The organism is Nocardia sp. CY15 (assembly GCF_009829295.1).
Taxonomy (GTDB): Bacteria; Actinomycetota; Actinomycetes; order Mycobacteriales; family Mycobacteriaceae; genus Nocardia; species Nocardia sputi.
Genome location: NZ_VUOT01000011.1, coordinates 153,890 through 167,582, shown reverse-complemented (window position 1 = coordinate 167,582; position 13,693 = coordinate 153,890). Strand labels below are relative to the sequence as shown.

General features: G+C 69.5%; 12 protein-coding genes. 5 read left to right on the top strand and 7 right to left on the bottom strand.

The features are described 5' to 3' along the window. Positions 1–65 precede the first annotated feature (65 nt). Entirely contained in the window at positions 66–254 is a 189-nt protein-coding gene (locus tag GVY39_RS15915) for a hypothetical protein (RefSeq protein ID WP_159925090.1), read from the top strand. Between the two features lie 83 nt (positions 255–337). On the opposite strand, the gene GVY39_RS15910 is transcribed toward GVY39_RS15915, so the two are convergent. Both GVY39_RS15910 and GVY39_RS15905 read right to left on the bottom strand, forming a co-directional pair. Then, positions 338–967, bottom strand: coding sequence for a resuscitation-promoting factor Rpf1 domain-containing protein (locus tag GVY39_RS15910; protein WP_159925088.1), 630 nt, complete (start codon positions 965–967; stop codon positions 338–340). A gap of 420 nt (positions 968–1,387) precedes the next feature. Then, positions 1,388–1,630 (bottom strand): hypothetical protein, encoded by a 243-nt coding sequence (locus GVY39_RS15905; RefSeq protein ID WP_159925086.1) that lies wholly within the window; start codon positions 1,628–1,630, stop codon positions 1,388–1,390. Positions 1,631–1,818: 188 nt separating this feature from the next. Between GVY39_RS15905 and GVY39_RS15900 the strand changes: the two genes are divergently transcribed. Next, on the top strand, positions 1,819–2,238 hold the full coding sequence (locus GVY39_RS15900; RefSeq protein WP_195070398.1) for a cold-shock protein: 420 nt from the start codon (positions 1,819–1,821) through the stop codon (positions 2,236–2,238). A gap of 41 nt (positions 2,239–2,279) precedes the next feature. Here GVY39_RS15900 and GVY39_RS15895 read toward each other — a convergent pair whose 3' ends face one another. After that, entirely contained in the window at positions 2,280–3,806 is a 1,527-nt protein-coding gene (locus GVY39_RS15895) for a sulfatase-like hydrolase/transferase (protein ID WP_159925082.1), read from the bottom strand. A gap of 114 nt (positions 3,807–3,920) precedes the next feature. Between GVY39_RS15895 and GVY39_RS15890 the strand changes: the two genes are divergently transcribed. After that, positions 3,921–4,526, top strand: coding sequence for a TetR/AcrR family transcriptional regulator (locus tag GVY39_RS15890; RefSeq protein ID WP_159925080.1), 606 nt, complete (start codon positions 3,921–3,923; stop codon positions 4,524–4,526). A 67-nt stretch (positions 4,527–4,593) separates the two neighbouring features. On the opposite strand, the gene GVY39_RS15885 is transcribed toward GVY39_RS15890, so the two are convergent. The 3 genes from GVY39_RS15885 to GVY39_RS15875 all read right to left on the bottom strand — a co-directional run bounded on the left by GVY39_RS15885 (position 4,594) and on the right by GVY39_RS15875 (position 7,972). Further along, the gene (locus GVY39_RS15885; protein WP_159925078.1) at positions 4,594–5,175 is read right to left on the bottom strand and encodes a DUF2771 domain-containing protein; all 582 of its coding nucleotides are present in this window, start codon (positions 5,173–5,175) and stop codon (positions 4,594–4,596) included. Next, positions 5,172–7,109 (bottom strand): MFS transporter, encoded by a 1,938-nt coding sequence (locus GVY39_RS15880; protein WP_201295231.1) that lies wholly within the window; start codon positions 7,107–7,109, stop codon positions 5,172–5,174. The genes GVY39_RS15885 and GVY39_RS15880 overlap by 4 nt, the downstream gene beginning before the upstream one ends. 89 nt (positions 7,110–7,198) lie before the next feature. Further along, a complete protein-coding gene (locus GVY39_RS15875; RefSeq protein ID WP_159925076.1) occupies positions 7,199–7,972 on the bottom strand; it encodes a glutaminyl-peptide cyclotransferase in 774 nt (257 codons plus the stop codon). A gap of 17 nt (positions 7,973–7,989) precedes the next feature. On the opposite strand from GVY39_RS15875, the gene GVY39_RS35265 reads away from it, so the two are divergent. Both GVY39_RS35265 and GVY39_RS15865 read left to right on the top strand, forming a co-directional pair. Continuing rightward, positions 7,990–10,041 carry a DUF3027 domain-containing protein gene (locus tag GVY39_RS35265; protein ID WP_370523796.1) on the top strand — a complete coding sequence of 684 codons (2,052 nt, stop codon included), beginning with the start codon at positions 7,990–7,992 and terminating at the stop codon, positions 10,039–10,041. Next, entirely contained in the window at positions 10,038–13,004 is a 2,967-nt protein-coding gene (locus GVY39_RS15865) for a sacsin N-terminal ATP-binding-like domain-containing protein (RefSeq protein WP_236565478.1), read from the top strand. The genes GVY39_RS35265 and GVY39_RS15865 overlap by 4 nt, the downstream gene beginning before the upstream one ends. A gap of 6 nt (positions 13,005–13,010) precedes the next feature. On the opposite strand, the gene GVY39_RS15860 is transcribed toward GVY39_RS15865, so the two are convergent. Next, complete coding sequence (locus GVY39_RS15860) at positions 13,011–13,640, bottom strand: TetR/AcrR family transcriptional regulator (RefSeq protein WP_223520420.1); 630 nt, start codon at positions 13,638–13,640, stop codon at positions 13,011–13,013. Positions 13,641–13,693: the final 53 nt, after the last annotated feature.

Sequence of the window (13,693 nt, the reverse complement as noted above, 5' to 3'; positions counted from 1 at the left end):
CCATGGTCGGGGTACGGCCTCGATGCCCCCAGAGGTGGGGGAAGCGGGCGGGTTAGCATGGGGCCGTGGTGAACAAATCGAAGAAATCCTACGTCGACAACGGCTGGCCGAAGATTGCCGACGGTGACCACGCGGTCACCGAGCTCTCGTCGGCCCGTTCCGGTGGCCTCTCGCCCTATGGCGAGGACACCGAGTTTCCGGTCCCCGCGGAGCAGTTGCCCTACATGCACCCGAACACGGTGATCAACCGCTGAGCCCGCGACCGGAACGTTCTCGGCAACGAAGACGGGCCCCGCATCCTCGAGGATGCGGGGCCCGTTTTGACGATAGGTGGCGATCAGGAGGGCAGCAGGCCCTTGTTCGCCTCGTAGAAGTTCACCACCGCGGGGTCGAGGGTGACTCCGCTGGACTTGGCGGCGTTGAAGAAGTCGAGAGCTTCCTTCGGCACAACCACGCCCTGGCTCTGCACGACCTCGAGAGCGCGGTCGACGGCGGAGAAGATCTGCTTCGAGCTGTCCGCCGGCGCGGCCGGGGCGGCCTGCGGCGCGGGGTTCCAGCTCGGGGTCTCGGTGGCGGCCGGCGCGGAGCGCGGGGTGGGCTTGCTGCTGAGGCCCAGCTTCGACGAGCAGGAGGGCCAAGCGCCCCAGCCCTGCGAGGCGAGCACCTTCTCGGCGACCGCGATCTGCTGTTCGCGGGTGGCCTGGTTGGCGGCGGCGGCGTACTCCTGGCCGCCGTGGGCGCGCCAGGTGCTGGGCGAGAACTGCAGCCCGCCCTGGAAACCGTTGCCGGTGTTGATGCCCCAGTTGCCGCCGGCCTCGCACTGAGCGAGTCGATCCCAGTCGGAGTCGGGTGCCGCGCTGGCGTTGCCTGCGAGGGCCACACCGGCGGTGCCGATGATGGCGCCGGTGACGGCAACCTTGGCTACCGTGCGGCCGGTCGAGCTTGGCTTGCGATGGCGTCCACTCATATCGGGTTCGTCTTCCTCTCGACGCACCTGCGACGTCTACGGTTCTGGTTCGGACTGAGAGGTCGTCCGTTCCGCCCTCGCCCCTACGTTTCCGTCGGGGTTCCGGTACCCGCGGGGCGAGGCTCGGTGCGGCGGGCCGGTGGTGCCGGGTGTCCCGGCTGGGATAGACCGTACGACGAACCGCGGGAAAAATCACTATTTGGTAACCGGCGTGTACCAACGGGTCTCAACGCGATCTCGATGAGGGGAGAAGCCTTCGCGCAGCTAGATGGGCCGCGCCCGGTCTCACCGTCCGCCGTGACCCGCCCGTGACTCTCTCGTTATGTGATGAGGATCACACGTGGGAGTGGGTAACGATCGTGCCGGGTAACCGGTTTGCGCCGGTTCGGAGGCGGGCGCTGTCGGCGCGGGCGCTCTCGTTCAGCGGGCTCTGCGACCCGAGCGCAGCGCGAACACGAGGGCGAGGACGAACCCCAGCGGCGCGAGCATCGCGCCGAGATAGAGCCACAGACCCGGTTCGCCGTCGGTCAGCACGGGGATCGCGAAGATGGCGACGATTGCCAGCAATCCCAGCGCGAACAGGCAGAGCGCGAGTTGTAGCAACCAGTCGCCGCGCCGGCGGGGGGCGCCGCCGGACGGAGTCGGAGCAGAAGGGTTCGTCACGGCTCGACGGTAAAACTGATGTGCTTGTGTTATTCGCACCGGGGTAGACTCGATGGCAATCGCGTCCTGCAATCCTGCTGGGCGCGTTCTTTTCGCACAAGAAAAGGGCCGGTCGCGTGATCGGCCTGGTGGACAGATGTGCTCGGGCCGTAGGGGTCCGAGTTTTCGATGACGAACGGGTGAGCGCAGTGCCGACCGGCAGGGTGAAGTGGTACGACGTCGAAAAGGGCTTCGGCTTCCTTTCCCAGGACGAGGGTGAGGACGTCTACGTCCGCTCGTCCGCGCTGCCCGACGGTGTCGAGGGCTTGAAGCCGGGCCAGCGCGTCGAGTTCGGCATGGCGGCGGGCCGCCGCGGCCCCCAGGCGCTGAGCCTCAAGTTGCTGGAGGCGCCGCCCTCGGTCCGGCAGGGCCAGGAACGCAACGCGCGCAAGGAACCTCCCGCGCGCAGGCACACGCCGGACGAGTTGCACGGCATGGTCGAGGACATGATCACCTTGCTCGAGGCGAAGGTGCAGCCCGATCTGCGCAAGGGCAAGTACCCGGATCGCAAGACGGCGCAACGCATCTCGGAGGTCGTCCGCGCGGTCGCGCGCGAACTGGACCGATAGGTCGATGTCGCGCCTGCGAATTGGTCCGCGGGCGCCGGACATCACATACGGCGTAGTTCTCGAGCGATGAGGGTGTCGACGAGATCGTTCATCTGTTCGACCAATTCCGCCGCCCCGCCGTCGTGGGCGAGATTGTGCAGCTCGAGCGGATCTTCCTGGCGGTCGTAGAGTTCGTACTCGAATTCGCCGCGCGGGCCCGCGATCTGCTGTGGCGTCGAGTAGCGGGCGAAACTGTAGCGGGGTGTGATCGTGCCTCGCAGGCAATATTTGAGGCCGGGTGCTTGACCGCCACTGGACTTGGCGTCGGAAGTGAGCAGCAGCGCGTCGCGGACGGCGCCTGCCGGGTCGGTCAGCACGGGTGTGAGGTCCTTACCGACGAGCGGGCACGGGGGGACGGCGTCGACACCCGCCAGCGCCGCCAGGGTCGGCACCAGATCGATGTGTGAAGTGAGTGCGGCCGTGCTGGTTCCGTGTGTGGCGGGGTGGCGTGGGTCGGCGATGACCAAGGGCACGCGGTTGTTCTCGCGGTAGATCATCGCGCCCTTCTGTCGCAGCCCGTGCGCGCCGCCCAGTTCACCGTGGTCGGCGACCTGGACCACGACGGTATCGCCCGCGCCGCCACTGCTGGCCAAGGCGTCGAGGACCTGGGCCATCAGGTGATCGGTGCGGCGCAGCAACTCCAGATACCAGTTGCCCCACTGCCGCCACTGCGTGCGCCCCAGTGGCGAGTCGACCTCGTTCGGCATCAGGCCGCCGACGGCTTCGTTCATGGTGCGCCACACCGTTTGCACGCGCGGTTTGGTCGAGAGGTCGGACTCGAAGTTCGGCGGGACGTCGGCGCCGTGATCGGGCACGTCCTCCAGCCGATAGAAGCGCGGGCAGTACATCATGTCGTGCGGGTTGACCATGCTGACCACGCACAGCCACGGTTGGCGGTCGTTGCCGTGCCGCCGCAGCCAGCCGACGGCGTTCTCCACGACGCCGGGGTCTTCGCGGGCGCCCTCGTTGGGCCCCCCGCCGGACAGGATGTCGTAGGCCTCGTCGAATCCGTACGCCGACAGCGCCGTGCTGTCGGCGCCGACCGGCTCGGAGAGGTGCCATTTGCCGATGTAGGCGGTTCGGTAGCCGGCCTTCTTCAGCACGGTTCCGATGGTGGGGATCGTAGTGTCCAGGTTCGGGCTCCAGGCATGCAGCGGCCCGAGGACCGCGCCCATGAGGTCGTTGCCGCGAACGTTGTCGGTCATGCCCGTGACCGGCGCGTGCGATCCGGAGAAGAACGCCGATCGCGCGGGCGAGCACGGCGCCGTCGGTGTGTGGTGCATGGCGAATCGGACGCCCGCGGCCGCCACCGCGGCGCGCGCGGGCAGCGTGAAGCCCGCGGGCAGGACCACGTCCGCGCGCTCCTGGTCGGTCATGATCACCAGGATGTTCGGCCGGGCCGCCGGAGCCGCGGCCGTCCTACCGGCGAGGGCGCCGCTCAGGACGGGCGCCGAGGCGGCCATCATCGCGAGAACTCGACGTCGGCTCGGACCCTGGAGGCCGGTCGAAGACTGAGCGGAATCGGACACGGACGCACCTTCCTGATTCGGGTTGGACGGACGCCCCCACTGTAACTGATGAATTGATGAAATCATTCAATTAGACTTTTCTGCTGGTGGAGACGGCCGCGATACTGTGCACGGGTGTCACGACCCGAGACGACCTCCGCCACGGCGCGCGGCGAACAGACGCGGCATTCGATCCTCGATGTCGCCACTCGCCGATTCGCCGACCAAGGTTTCCGCGCGACCTCGGTGGCGGCGGTGGCCCGGGAGGTGGGGTTGGCGCCGTCGGCGGTGTACTTCCACTTCGCGGACAAAGAGGCTCTTTTCGTCGCCGCGTTCGATCGCGACGCCGCCCGGCTGTGCGATGACGCGCTGGCGCTGTCGGGGTCGATGGACGCCGCGTACTGGCAGCAGGTGGTCAGCCGGTTCGTGACCAGACTCGACTCGTATCCGCTGGTGCATCGAGTCCTCGCGGGACAGGAACCGGGACTGCTCGTTCGGCTGGTCGACGGCGTTGTGCCGCATCGCATCCGGCAAGTGCTCGAAGCGGCGCTGCGGGCCGGTCAGCAGGCCGGGGACATCGCCGAAGAGCTCGATCCCCGGGATACCGCGATAGCGTTGGAGGCCATCTTCACCGCGGTGGTCATCACCGTGGTGCAAGTGGGCGGCAGCGGGTCCTCGGAGCGAGTCGACGCCGTCGGACGCTTGGTGCGCGCCGCGCTCACGCTGAAACGACCGACCTGAACGACCGGCGCGGGGGCGCCACGCGGGAAGTGGCGGCCGATCCTCGAGGCGCGCGTCGCGTCGACTACTACGCGGTGCTGATCGACCAGGTCGCGTGTGGCACGTAGAACTCCCGGCCCGTCTCGTCGCGGGCGAGGATCGGCAGCTGGAACTCCACGCCGATGAGGCGAAGATCGGGTTCCGGTTTCGAATCGATGGTCAGGGCGAGGGCGCGGTCCGGGTAGTCGTTGCGACTGATCACCCGGTCGACTTTCTCGCCGTTCGGCAAGAGGTAGACGAGCTGGGCGAGCCAAGGAGCGTCCGCGACCTGCTTCGGCAGCGACAGCTGCAGGGGGTAACCGGCGGGGACTTCCAGCTCGACGGTGCGGCCGCGGTGGCAGTCCGGGGTGTCGGGGGCGCAGCTCAGTGTGGCGAACACCGTGCCCGCCACGTTCTCCGCGGGCAGGATGCTGCAGTCTCGCATGGTCACCGCGCAGTAGCTGAACGGTCGTACGGTGATCGTCTTGCCGTGCGCGTAGGCGGTGAGGGTGACATCGGGTTCGTCGGCGTCGCGGATCAGCACCGCCAGCACGCCCGCGAAGGCGACGGTGAGCACGAGCAGGGCGGCCGCGACCAGCGCGGCAATCGTGCGTGTGTTGAGCTTGCTCACCAGATCGGGTCTCCTTGCCCTCGTTGCATCCGTTTGGTGTCACCGCCGCGCGGCCCCGGCTCCTGCGCTCGGGGTGCGTCGGCGGGGTACCCGTGCGGCCGGGCGGTCGGCACCTCTTGCTCCGCGTGCTGTGGACGGTTGCCGCCGAGGCCGGGCAGCAGCGAGTGGCCACGGAAGCTGAGGAAAGTCTGCACCAAGCCGAGCACGAGTATCGCGCTGACCACCGCGAAACCCTTCCAATAGTCGGTCGGCAGCAGCACCCCCGCCGCGCCGCCGACGACCCAGCTCAGCTGCAGCACGGTCTCCGATCGCCCGAAGCCGGAGGCGATCGACTCCGGCGGCAGGTCGTCCTGGATCGAGGCGTCCAGCGACACCTTGGCCAGCGCGCTCATCGCGGCCGCGACCAGTGCGGCGGCCGCCGCGCCGAGCAGATTGTCGGCGAACGTCGCGAACAGCGCCACCAGCGCGCAGGCCGCCGTGCAGCCGAGCACGATCAGCGCGGGCCTGCCGAGCTCGAGCCGGGCGCCCGTCGCGTTGCCCGCGAAGTTGCCGATGGCCGCGGCCGCACCGACGACGCCGAGCATGAGAGCCTGCTGCACCGGCCGGTGCTCGGTGGCCTTGGCGACGAACGCGACGTAGAAGGTGAGGAATCCGGTCAGTACGCGGATGGCGCTGTTGCCCCAGAGCCCGGTCACCACGGCACGGCCGAGCGGCTGCCTGCGTTTGCGCGGCGGCACCGACGACTCCCTGTCCGACGACAGCACCTCGGTGTGCGCGTCGGGGCCGTGATAGCTCAGCGTCGCGGGCACCTCGCCTTCGGTCACTTCGACCCAGGAAGGGATGCGCAGGCTCAGGTACGTGCCCGCGCAGGCGATCAGCGCCGCGAACACCAGCGCGCCGGTGGACCCCGCGATCGCCGCGGCCAGCGCGGCCAGCGCTCCCGCGCCGATGGTGCCGCCGACCAGCCCGAACACCGTGAGACGGGAGTTGGTGCGGACCAGATCGATGTCCGGGGGCAGCACGCGAGGCGTCACCGCGCTCTTGAGCACGGAGAACGATTTGCTGCCGACCATCATGCACAGCGCGAGCGGATACAGCGCCCAGGTGTCGAACTGGAGGATCAGCACCAGCGCGACCACCGCGCGCACCGCGAACGACGTCGCCAGCGCCAGGCGGCGGCCGCGCTGCAAACGATCGAGCATCGGGCCGATCAGGGGAGCGATCACCGCGAACGGCGCGATCGTGATCAGCAGGTACAGCGCGACGTTGGTTTTGCTCTCCGCGGTGGCGCTGGCGAAGAACAGCGTGTTGGCCAGCGCCACCGCGATGGCGGCGTCGAGGGCGAAGTTCGCCATGGTCGCGTAGGTCAGCGCCGTGAGACCGGACTCGTCCGCGCCGTCGGCCTTGGCCGCGCGCTGGAAGGTCGCGATGCCTTTCTCGGTGAGCTGTCTGCCTCGCATGGCGGCCACGCGCGTGACCGTCAACTTGCGAGGCATTCGCTGAGCGTCGGAGGGAGCCGGGCTCTCCGGTGGTTGAACCTGTTCTTCGACGGCGGTGTCGGGGTAGTCGGGTTCGGTGCGACCCGGTGGTTCCGAGTGACGTGGCGGCTGCGGACGGTGCGGGAAGATATGCCGAGCCGTGCGGCCGGGGGGCTTCTGTTGCTCGGAAGCGCGTCCGTGTGGAAGCCGTGCGGTCTGCGGGGGTTCTGGAGGCCGTGGTGCTTCCTGCCGCGGACTCGGCGGTGGCGATCCCGGCTGGTCGCGGCGCTCGGAGGTGTGGCCGGGTTCCGGACCCAGCGGTGGCAGCGGCCTGCGGCGTCGGGGCGCGTTGGGTGGCGGGTATCGGTCGAAACCGGGGTGCCGATCGAACGGCGGGGACTCCTCGCCTGCCCACCGATCACGGTCGGGACCGGAAGGTTCGCGGGGAGTAGTCACGACTCCAATTCTGGCGTACTCCCGTGCTGGGCGTTCACTCGCGCTCCGGGGCGGCGGGAAGCGACCGTGGTCGCGCTCGGGGATCGCGCTCAGGCGGGTGTGAAGCGGACCTCGAATATGGTCGGCCAGTTCTTGCCCGTGATGAGGAATCGGTCGGTGCCGGGCAGTTGGGCGATGCCGTTGAGGGCGTCGGCGCCTGCCCGCGCGGTCGCCGGGAGCAGACCGGCGGCGTCGGCGGCCGCGAGCACCGTGCCGGAGTCCGGTTCTATCCGCAGGATTGTGTCGGTGGGCCAGTCGTTGGCGTAGACCGTTCCGTCCGACGCGCATTCGAGTTCGTTGAGGCGCGCACCGTTGCGGCTGGTCAGCTCGACCGAGCCGGTCGGTGCGAAGGTGACCGGATCGCGGAAGGTGAGCCGGTCGGTGCCGTCGCTCATGACCAGTCGTCCACCCATGGCGCACAGGCCCCAGCCTTCGCCGTCGTAGCTCACCCGGCCGCGCTCGGCCAAGGTAGCCGGATCTCGGGCGATGGCGACGCCGTCGTGCCAGGTCAGCTGCCAGAGCGTCGCCCCGGCGACGGTGATGCCCTCGCCGAAGTACGGCGCGGGCAACGCGGCCTCGGCCAGTTCCTCACCCGTCGCCAGCCGGGAGGCGCGCACGCGTGACGCGCCCGCCAGACCGGTGCCCTCGTAGAGGACGTCGCCGTCGATTTCCAAGCCCTGGGTGAACGCCGTCGGATCGTGCGGCCTGGTGCTGACCACCTCGATGTTCATCCTGGGTGTCGTGTCCTCGGGGCTGCCACATCCGCTCGAGAGGAGCAGACCGACCAGCACACCGATGGCCAACGAACGCCGATTGCGCTCCATACGGCAAAATGTAGGCCGTGAGCGCAGTTTCTGTTTCGGAGTCCGGCGTGCGGCCGATTCTGGCCGATGCCGTCGATTTGGCCCGCCGTGCGCTCGTGGAGTTGGAACCATCGGGCGTCGGCGCGCACCTCGGCGTGACGCCCGAGGACGAGAGCGCGGCGACCCACCGGTTCGAGGCCACGCTGCCCGGCTATCGCGGGTGGCAGTGGGCTGTCGTGGTGGCCGCCCCGCCCGGCGCCGACCGGGCGACGGTCAGCGAGTCCGCGTTGCTGCCCGGGCCCGACGCCTTGGTCGCCCCCGAGTTCGTGCCATGGGAGCAGCGAGTTCGCCCCGGCGACCTCGCCCCCGGCGACCTGCTCGCCCCGCCCGCCGACGACCCGCGCCTGGTGCCGGGCTATGTCGCGACCGGCGATCCGGTGGTGGACGAAGTCGCCTACCAGGTCGGCCTGGGCCGCACCAAGGTGATGAGCAGGGAAGGCCGCCAAGAGGCCGCCGAGCGCTGGTACGCCGAATACGGCCCCGATTCGGAGATGGCCAAGGCCGCCCCGGCCACCTGCGGTAGCTGCGGGTTCTACCTGCCGCTGGCCGGATCGCTGCGGGCCGCGTTCGGCGTCTGCGGCAACGCGATGGGCGCCGACGGGCACGTCGTCCACGTCGCCTACGGCTGTGGCGCGCATTCGGACACCGAGGTCCCCACCGGCGGTGGCTCCCCGTTGCACGAGGCATACGACGACGCGGCCATCGAGGTGATCTCGCTCGGCACCGGCGGGAAACGCGCCGACGCGCGGGATTCCGCCGGGTCGTCGACGTCCACGGGCCCGGATCGGAGTCCGATCGAAGCGGTTGATACGCCCGCGACCGTCGAGAAGTCGGAAACCGCAGAGGTCCGCGTGGACGCCGTGGCCGCTGAGGATGTCGTTGGCGCCGAGGGCGCTGCCGCCCCGGATGTCGCCGCTGCCGAGAACGCCGGGATTGCCGAGGGCGGAGGCGTTGCCGGTGCCGAGGACGCCGTGATCGCCCCGGATGTCGCGGCTGCCGAAGGCACGGGGATCGCGGAGGGCGGCGTTGAGGGCGCTGCTGCCACCTCGGATGTCGCGGGTGCGGGTATCGCTGAGGACTCTGCGGTTGCCGAAAATGCTGCTGTTGCCGAGGACGCTGCCATCGTCCGAAACGTCGCGGCTGTCGAGGACAGGGGTATCGCTGAAGGCGGTGCGGTTACCGAGAATGCTGCTGTTGCACAGGATGCTTCCATCGCCCGAGACGTCGCGGCTGTCGAGAACGGGGGGATCGCTGAAGGCGGTGCGGTCACCGGGGACGTTGCTGGTGTCGAAGATGCTGCTGTCGCCCCGGAAGTCGCGGCTGCCGAGGACTCGGGAAGCATCGAGGACGCTGCCCTTATCGGGACCGCGGCTGTCGAAGGTGACGTGGCGACGGAGAACACCGGCGAGGTTCCGAACGCGACCGATGCCGCCCAGCATGCCGGCGGCGCGGACACTTCGGCCGCTGAAGTGGATGGACCCGGGCGGGCAATCGACGCCGTACCCACCGCCGAGGTAGGCGAACTCGATTCCGCCGCCGTCGTCACCGCATCGAGTGATACCGCTGCCGTGCGCGAGACGCCGCCCGCGGGCTCCCTCGCTGAACCGAAGAGCGTCGAGAAGATGGCAGCCGAGGCCGGGTCCGTAGGTTCCGCCCAGAGCGCCCCGAGCGTGGCTGAGGACGAGGCCCACACCGTCCCGGAGCGTGACACTGCCGATGCTCCGGAGGTCTCCGCAGCAAGCGACTCCGCCCAGTCGGAGGCCGAAGCGGATTCGATACACGCGGCAGGCCAGACGCAGGGCACTCCGGCGGTTGGCGCGGCCGAGCCCGGCGCGCAGTCGAAATCGGCTGAGCCCGCAGCGGCGGTATCGGATTCGTCGGTGTCACACCCCGCCGAGTCGCCCGCAGCCGCCTCAGACGTGACCGGGGCGAACGCGAACGAGGCACAGGACCCGACTCTCCCGGGCCCCGGTGACGGCGAGCCGGACCCCGAGGCGCGGCCGGAGTTCCAGTCATCGCCGCGGAATTGACCGAGGCCGCCGATCCGTTCGGCACTTCGGCGCTGCGTGCGGCGGTGCTCGCGGCATGGCGTGATTCGCCGACGCGGTTGCGTGAGGATGCCGCCACCGAGCACGACTTGGTGCGCGCCGGCTACCGCGATCGGTTGCTGACCGAGCTGGCGCAGAACGCCGCCGACGCCGCGCGCAAGGCGGGCGTGGCGGGCGACCTCGTCGTCCGGCTCGACGGTCGAGATCTGCACATCGGCAATACCGGTGCGCCGCTGGACGTCTCCGGCGTGCACGCCCTCACCGCCCTGCGCGCGTCCGGGAAATCCGGCGACGGCGCCGTCGGCCGGTTCGGCGTCGGATTCACCGCGGTGCTCGCGGTGAGCGAGGACATCCAACTGCGGTCGGTCACCGGATCGCTGAGCTTCTCCCGCGCCAGAACCAGGGAAGCGCTGAGCCGGATCGAGATCCGGCCTCCTGCCGTCGACACGGGTGAATTCGTCCCTCCCGTTCTGCGGTTGGCCTGGCCGATCGAGACACGACCGGCCGCCGGGCTCGACACCGAGGTGGTGCTGCGCCTACACCCGGACATCGACGCCGACGCGCTGCTGACCGCGATGCGCGCCGAAGCCGTAGACCTGCTGTTGGAACTGCCCGCCCTGCACCGCATCCGCATCGGCTCGGACGAATTCGTCAGCAGTGCGGAGGACATGGGCGACGGCATGCACGAGGTCTATGTCGACGGCCCAGGCAGTCAAAAGCGCACCTGGTGGCAATACCGCACGCCGCGTGCCCGCTGGCTGCTGCCGGTCCGCGACGGCAGGCCGGTGGCGGCCGCTCCGGACGTGCTGCGGGCGCCGACCAGGTCGGACGAGGAACTGTCCCTGCCCGCGCTGCTCATCGCCGATATCACCATGCAGCCGGATCGCCGCAGGTTGCTGCCCGGCGCCCGGCTCGCCGAGCTGGCGGACGGCTACGCGGATTTCGCTCGCGCCCTTCCGCCGCGCGACCGGCTCGTGCTCGTTCCCACGCCCGGGTTCGCCAGAAGCGAGGCCGACGGTCTGCTGCGTGAAGCGCTCGTGCGCGAGCTGCGATCGCGTCCTTGGCTTCCCGTCATCGCAGACCACCGGCACGCTTCCCAGCGGGGTTCGGCAGACGCCGAGCCACACGAGGCGCCGACCGCCGGTATCGGCACCGAGTCGAATGCGGTCTGGGCCACCGCGCAAGCCGACGCCTACAGCAGCACACCGGTTTCGGTGTCGGGCAGCGAATCCGGTGCATTGCCGGACGAACCGCTCAGCGATTTCGATCACGCCGGCGCATCGTCTGCGCCCCTGGGCGTCGCCGTCCCCACCCGCGCGTACGCCTTCACCGGTTTGACTGCGGAATTGGCCGCCCTGCTCGCGGATGTAGTCGGCCCATTGGTTCTTCCGGATCTCTCCGGCCGGGCGCACACCGAGGCCATGGGCGTGCTGGATGTGCACCGGCTCGGGTTGGCCCGGCTCGCGGAATTGTCCGGCGGGCTGGAGCGGCCGCCGAGTTGGTGGCGGTCGTTCTACGCCGCGCTGGAGCCGTTCGTGGAGGATCCGCTCGCAGCCGAAGAGCTGGGCGCGCTGGCCGTTCCGCTGGCAGACGGCAGACTCGTCACCGGTCCGCGCACCGTGGTGCTGGACGATCAGCTCGAGGTCGCCATCCCGGTGCACTGGGCCAGGCTGGTGCATCCGGAAGCCGCGCATCCCCTGCTGGCTCGGCTGGGCGCGCGGTCGGCCACCGCCGAGGACCTGTTGACCGACCCCGGCTTGCACGCCGAGCTGGAGGACCACCCGGGCGACCCCGACACCGCCGATGCCATCCTGCGTCTCGCCGCGCATGCCGCGCCGGAGGCGCTGCCTTCCTGGCTCGGGCTGCTCGAATTGCCCGACAGCGAGGGCGGATCGCGGTCCGCCGACGAACTGCTGCTGCCCGGGGCGCCGCTGCGCGACCTGCTCGTGCCCGACGCGCCGTTCGGCACCCTCGACCCGGAATTGGTGGAGCGCTACGGCGTGGACGCGTTGCGCGCCGTCGGCGTCGGTTGGGATTTCGGTGTGATCGCCGAGGCCGATCCGACCGGTCCGGACCACGACCTGGACGACGAGGAACACTGGTGGGCCACGCTGCCGGACGATCCGCCGGAGCTGGTCGCCGTCCGCGACCTCGACCTGATCGATGACGCCGCCTGGCCGGAAGCGTTGCGGCAGTTGGCCGCGACGCCACGCACCCGCCGCCTGCTCGCCGACGCCGATGGCTACACCGCGTGGTGGCTGCGCAGATACGCCAGGGTCGACAGCACCGCGCTGGGACTGTTCCGCCATCCCGCCGACATCGAGTTCGAGGAGCTGTTACCGGCGTTCACGGTGCCCGGCGTCGACCCCGACGCTTGTCGGGCACTGCTCGCCGACCCCGAGACGATCACCGAAGAGCTGGCCGCCGCGCTGCTGGACGCGCTCGCGGACCCGTCGAGAACACCCTCGCCGAAAATCGTTTCGCGCACGCACGCTCGCCTGGCGGCGGCCGTCTCCGGGGGTCTGCTCGATCTCGCCGACCTGGAACCACCCGATCGCGCGCGAGCCCTCACCGGCGCCGTGGTCGATCCTGGTGACGCGTTCGTTCTCGACCACCCGTGGTTCGGCTTGGCGATACCGCCCGACCGATTGGTGGCGGGCGACACCGAAACAGCTTCGGCCCTAGCGGCTTTGCTCGACCTGCCGCTGGTATCCGAGTCCGTCACCGCCGAGGTGATGGAAACGGGTCGCCGCACCACGTGGGCGGCGGAACCACTGGGTATCGTGTTGCGCCTGATGTTCGACTTGCCCCCGTATGCGGGCGAGCTGGTGGTGCACCACGACCTGACGGTGCGCCTGAGCGGCGCGATCGAGGCCACGGTGGCGGTGCCCTGGTGGCGGACCGGCTCGGCTCTGCACGTGCAGGCCCCGCACCCGCGCCGCTGAGCGGGGCTACTGCGCCGCGTATCCGGTGAGCATTTCGCTGAGCAGATCCAGCTGCCCGCGCACGCTCTCGCTGTCGTCGTCCACCAGCCAGCGCAGCACCACACCGTCGATGACGTTGAGTGTGAACCGGCTCAGTGCCTGCACCGGGACCGACCAGCTGGTGCCGGTCGCGTCGCGCGCGTGCTCCAGGATGTCGGCGACGGTGGAGTCGTTGAAGTTGTACTGCTCGCGCGCGATCGCGAGTTTCGCCGGAGTTTGTTCGCCTTCGCGCAGCGCGTAAGTAGTCGTTTCGTAAGTGAGCAGCTGCCGTTCCGGAGTGGCTTCAATGTTCAGCCACATGAGTTCCAACCCGGCGCGGATCAATTTTTGAAGGGCTTCTTTTCCACTTCCGACGTCCTGCCATACCGTTTCGTTCGCGTCGACGGAATCGCGTAATTCCATCGACAACGCTTTGACCAGCTCGGTCATCAGCGCGTCCTTGTTTTCGAAACAGTAATGCACCACACCGAGCGAGACACCGGCCGCCTGGGCGACATCGCGCGTGGTCACGCCCGCAACGCCCTTTTTCTCGGCAAGGCCGATCGCGGCCTCGATAAGGTGGGCCCGTCGTTCTTCGACGCTCAATCGGGAGGACACCCAAGGGAGTTAAGCGCTCACGGCCCGCGCAGTCAATTCGCAGGGCGGAAAAA

What these genes read in the sequence shown, in the direction of transcription:
- GVY39_RS15910 (WP_159925088.1), bottom strand. Translation starts at nt 967, where the DNA reads ATGAGTGGACGCCATCGCAAGCCAAGCTCGACCGGCCGCACGGTAGCC.
- GVY39_RS15875 (WP_159925076.1), bottom strand. Translation starts at nt 7,972, where the DNA reads ATGGAGCGCAATCGGCGTTCGTTGGCCATCGGTGTGCTGGTCGGTCTG.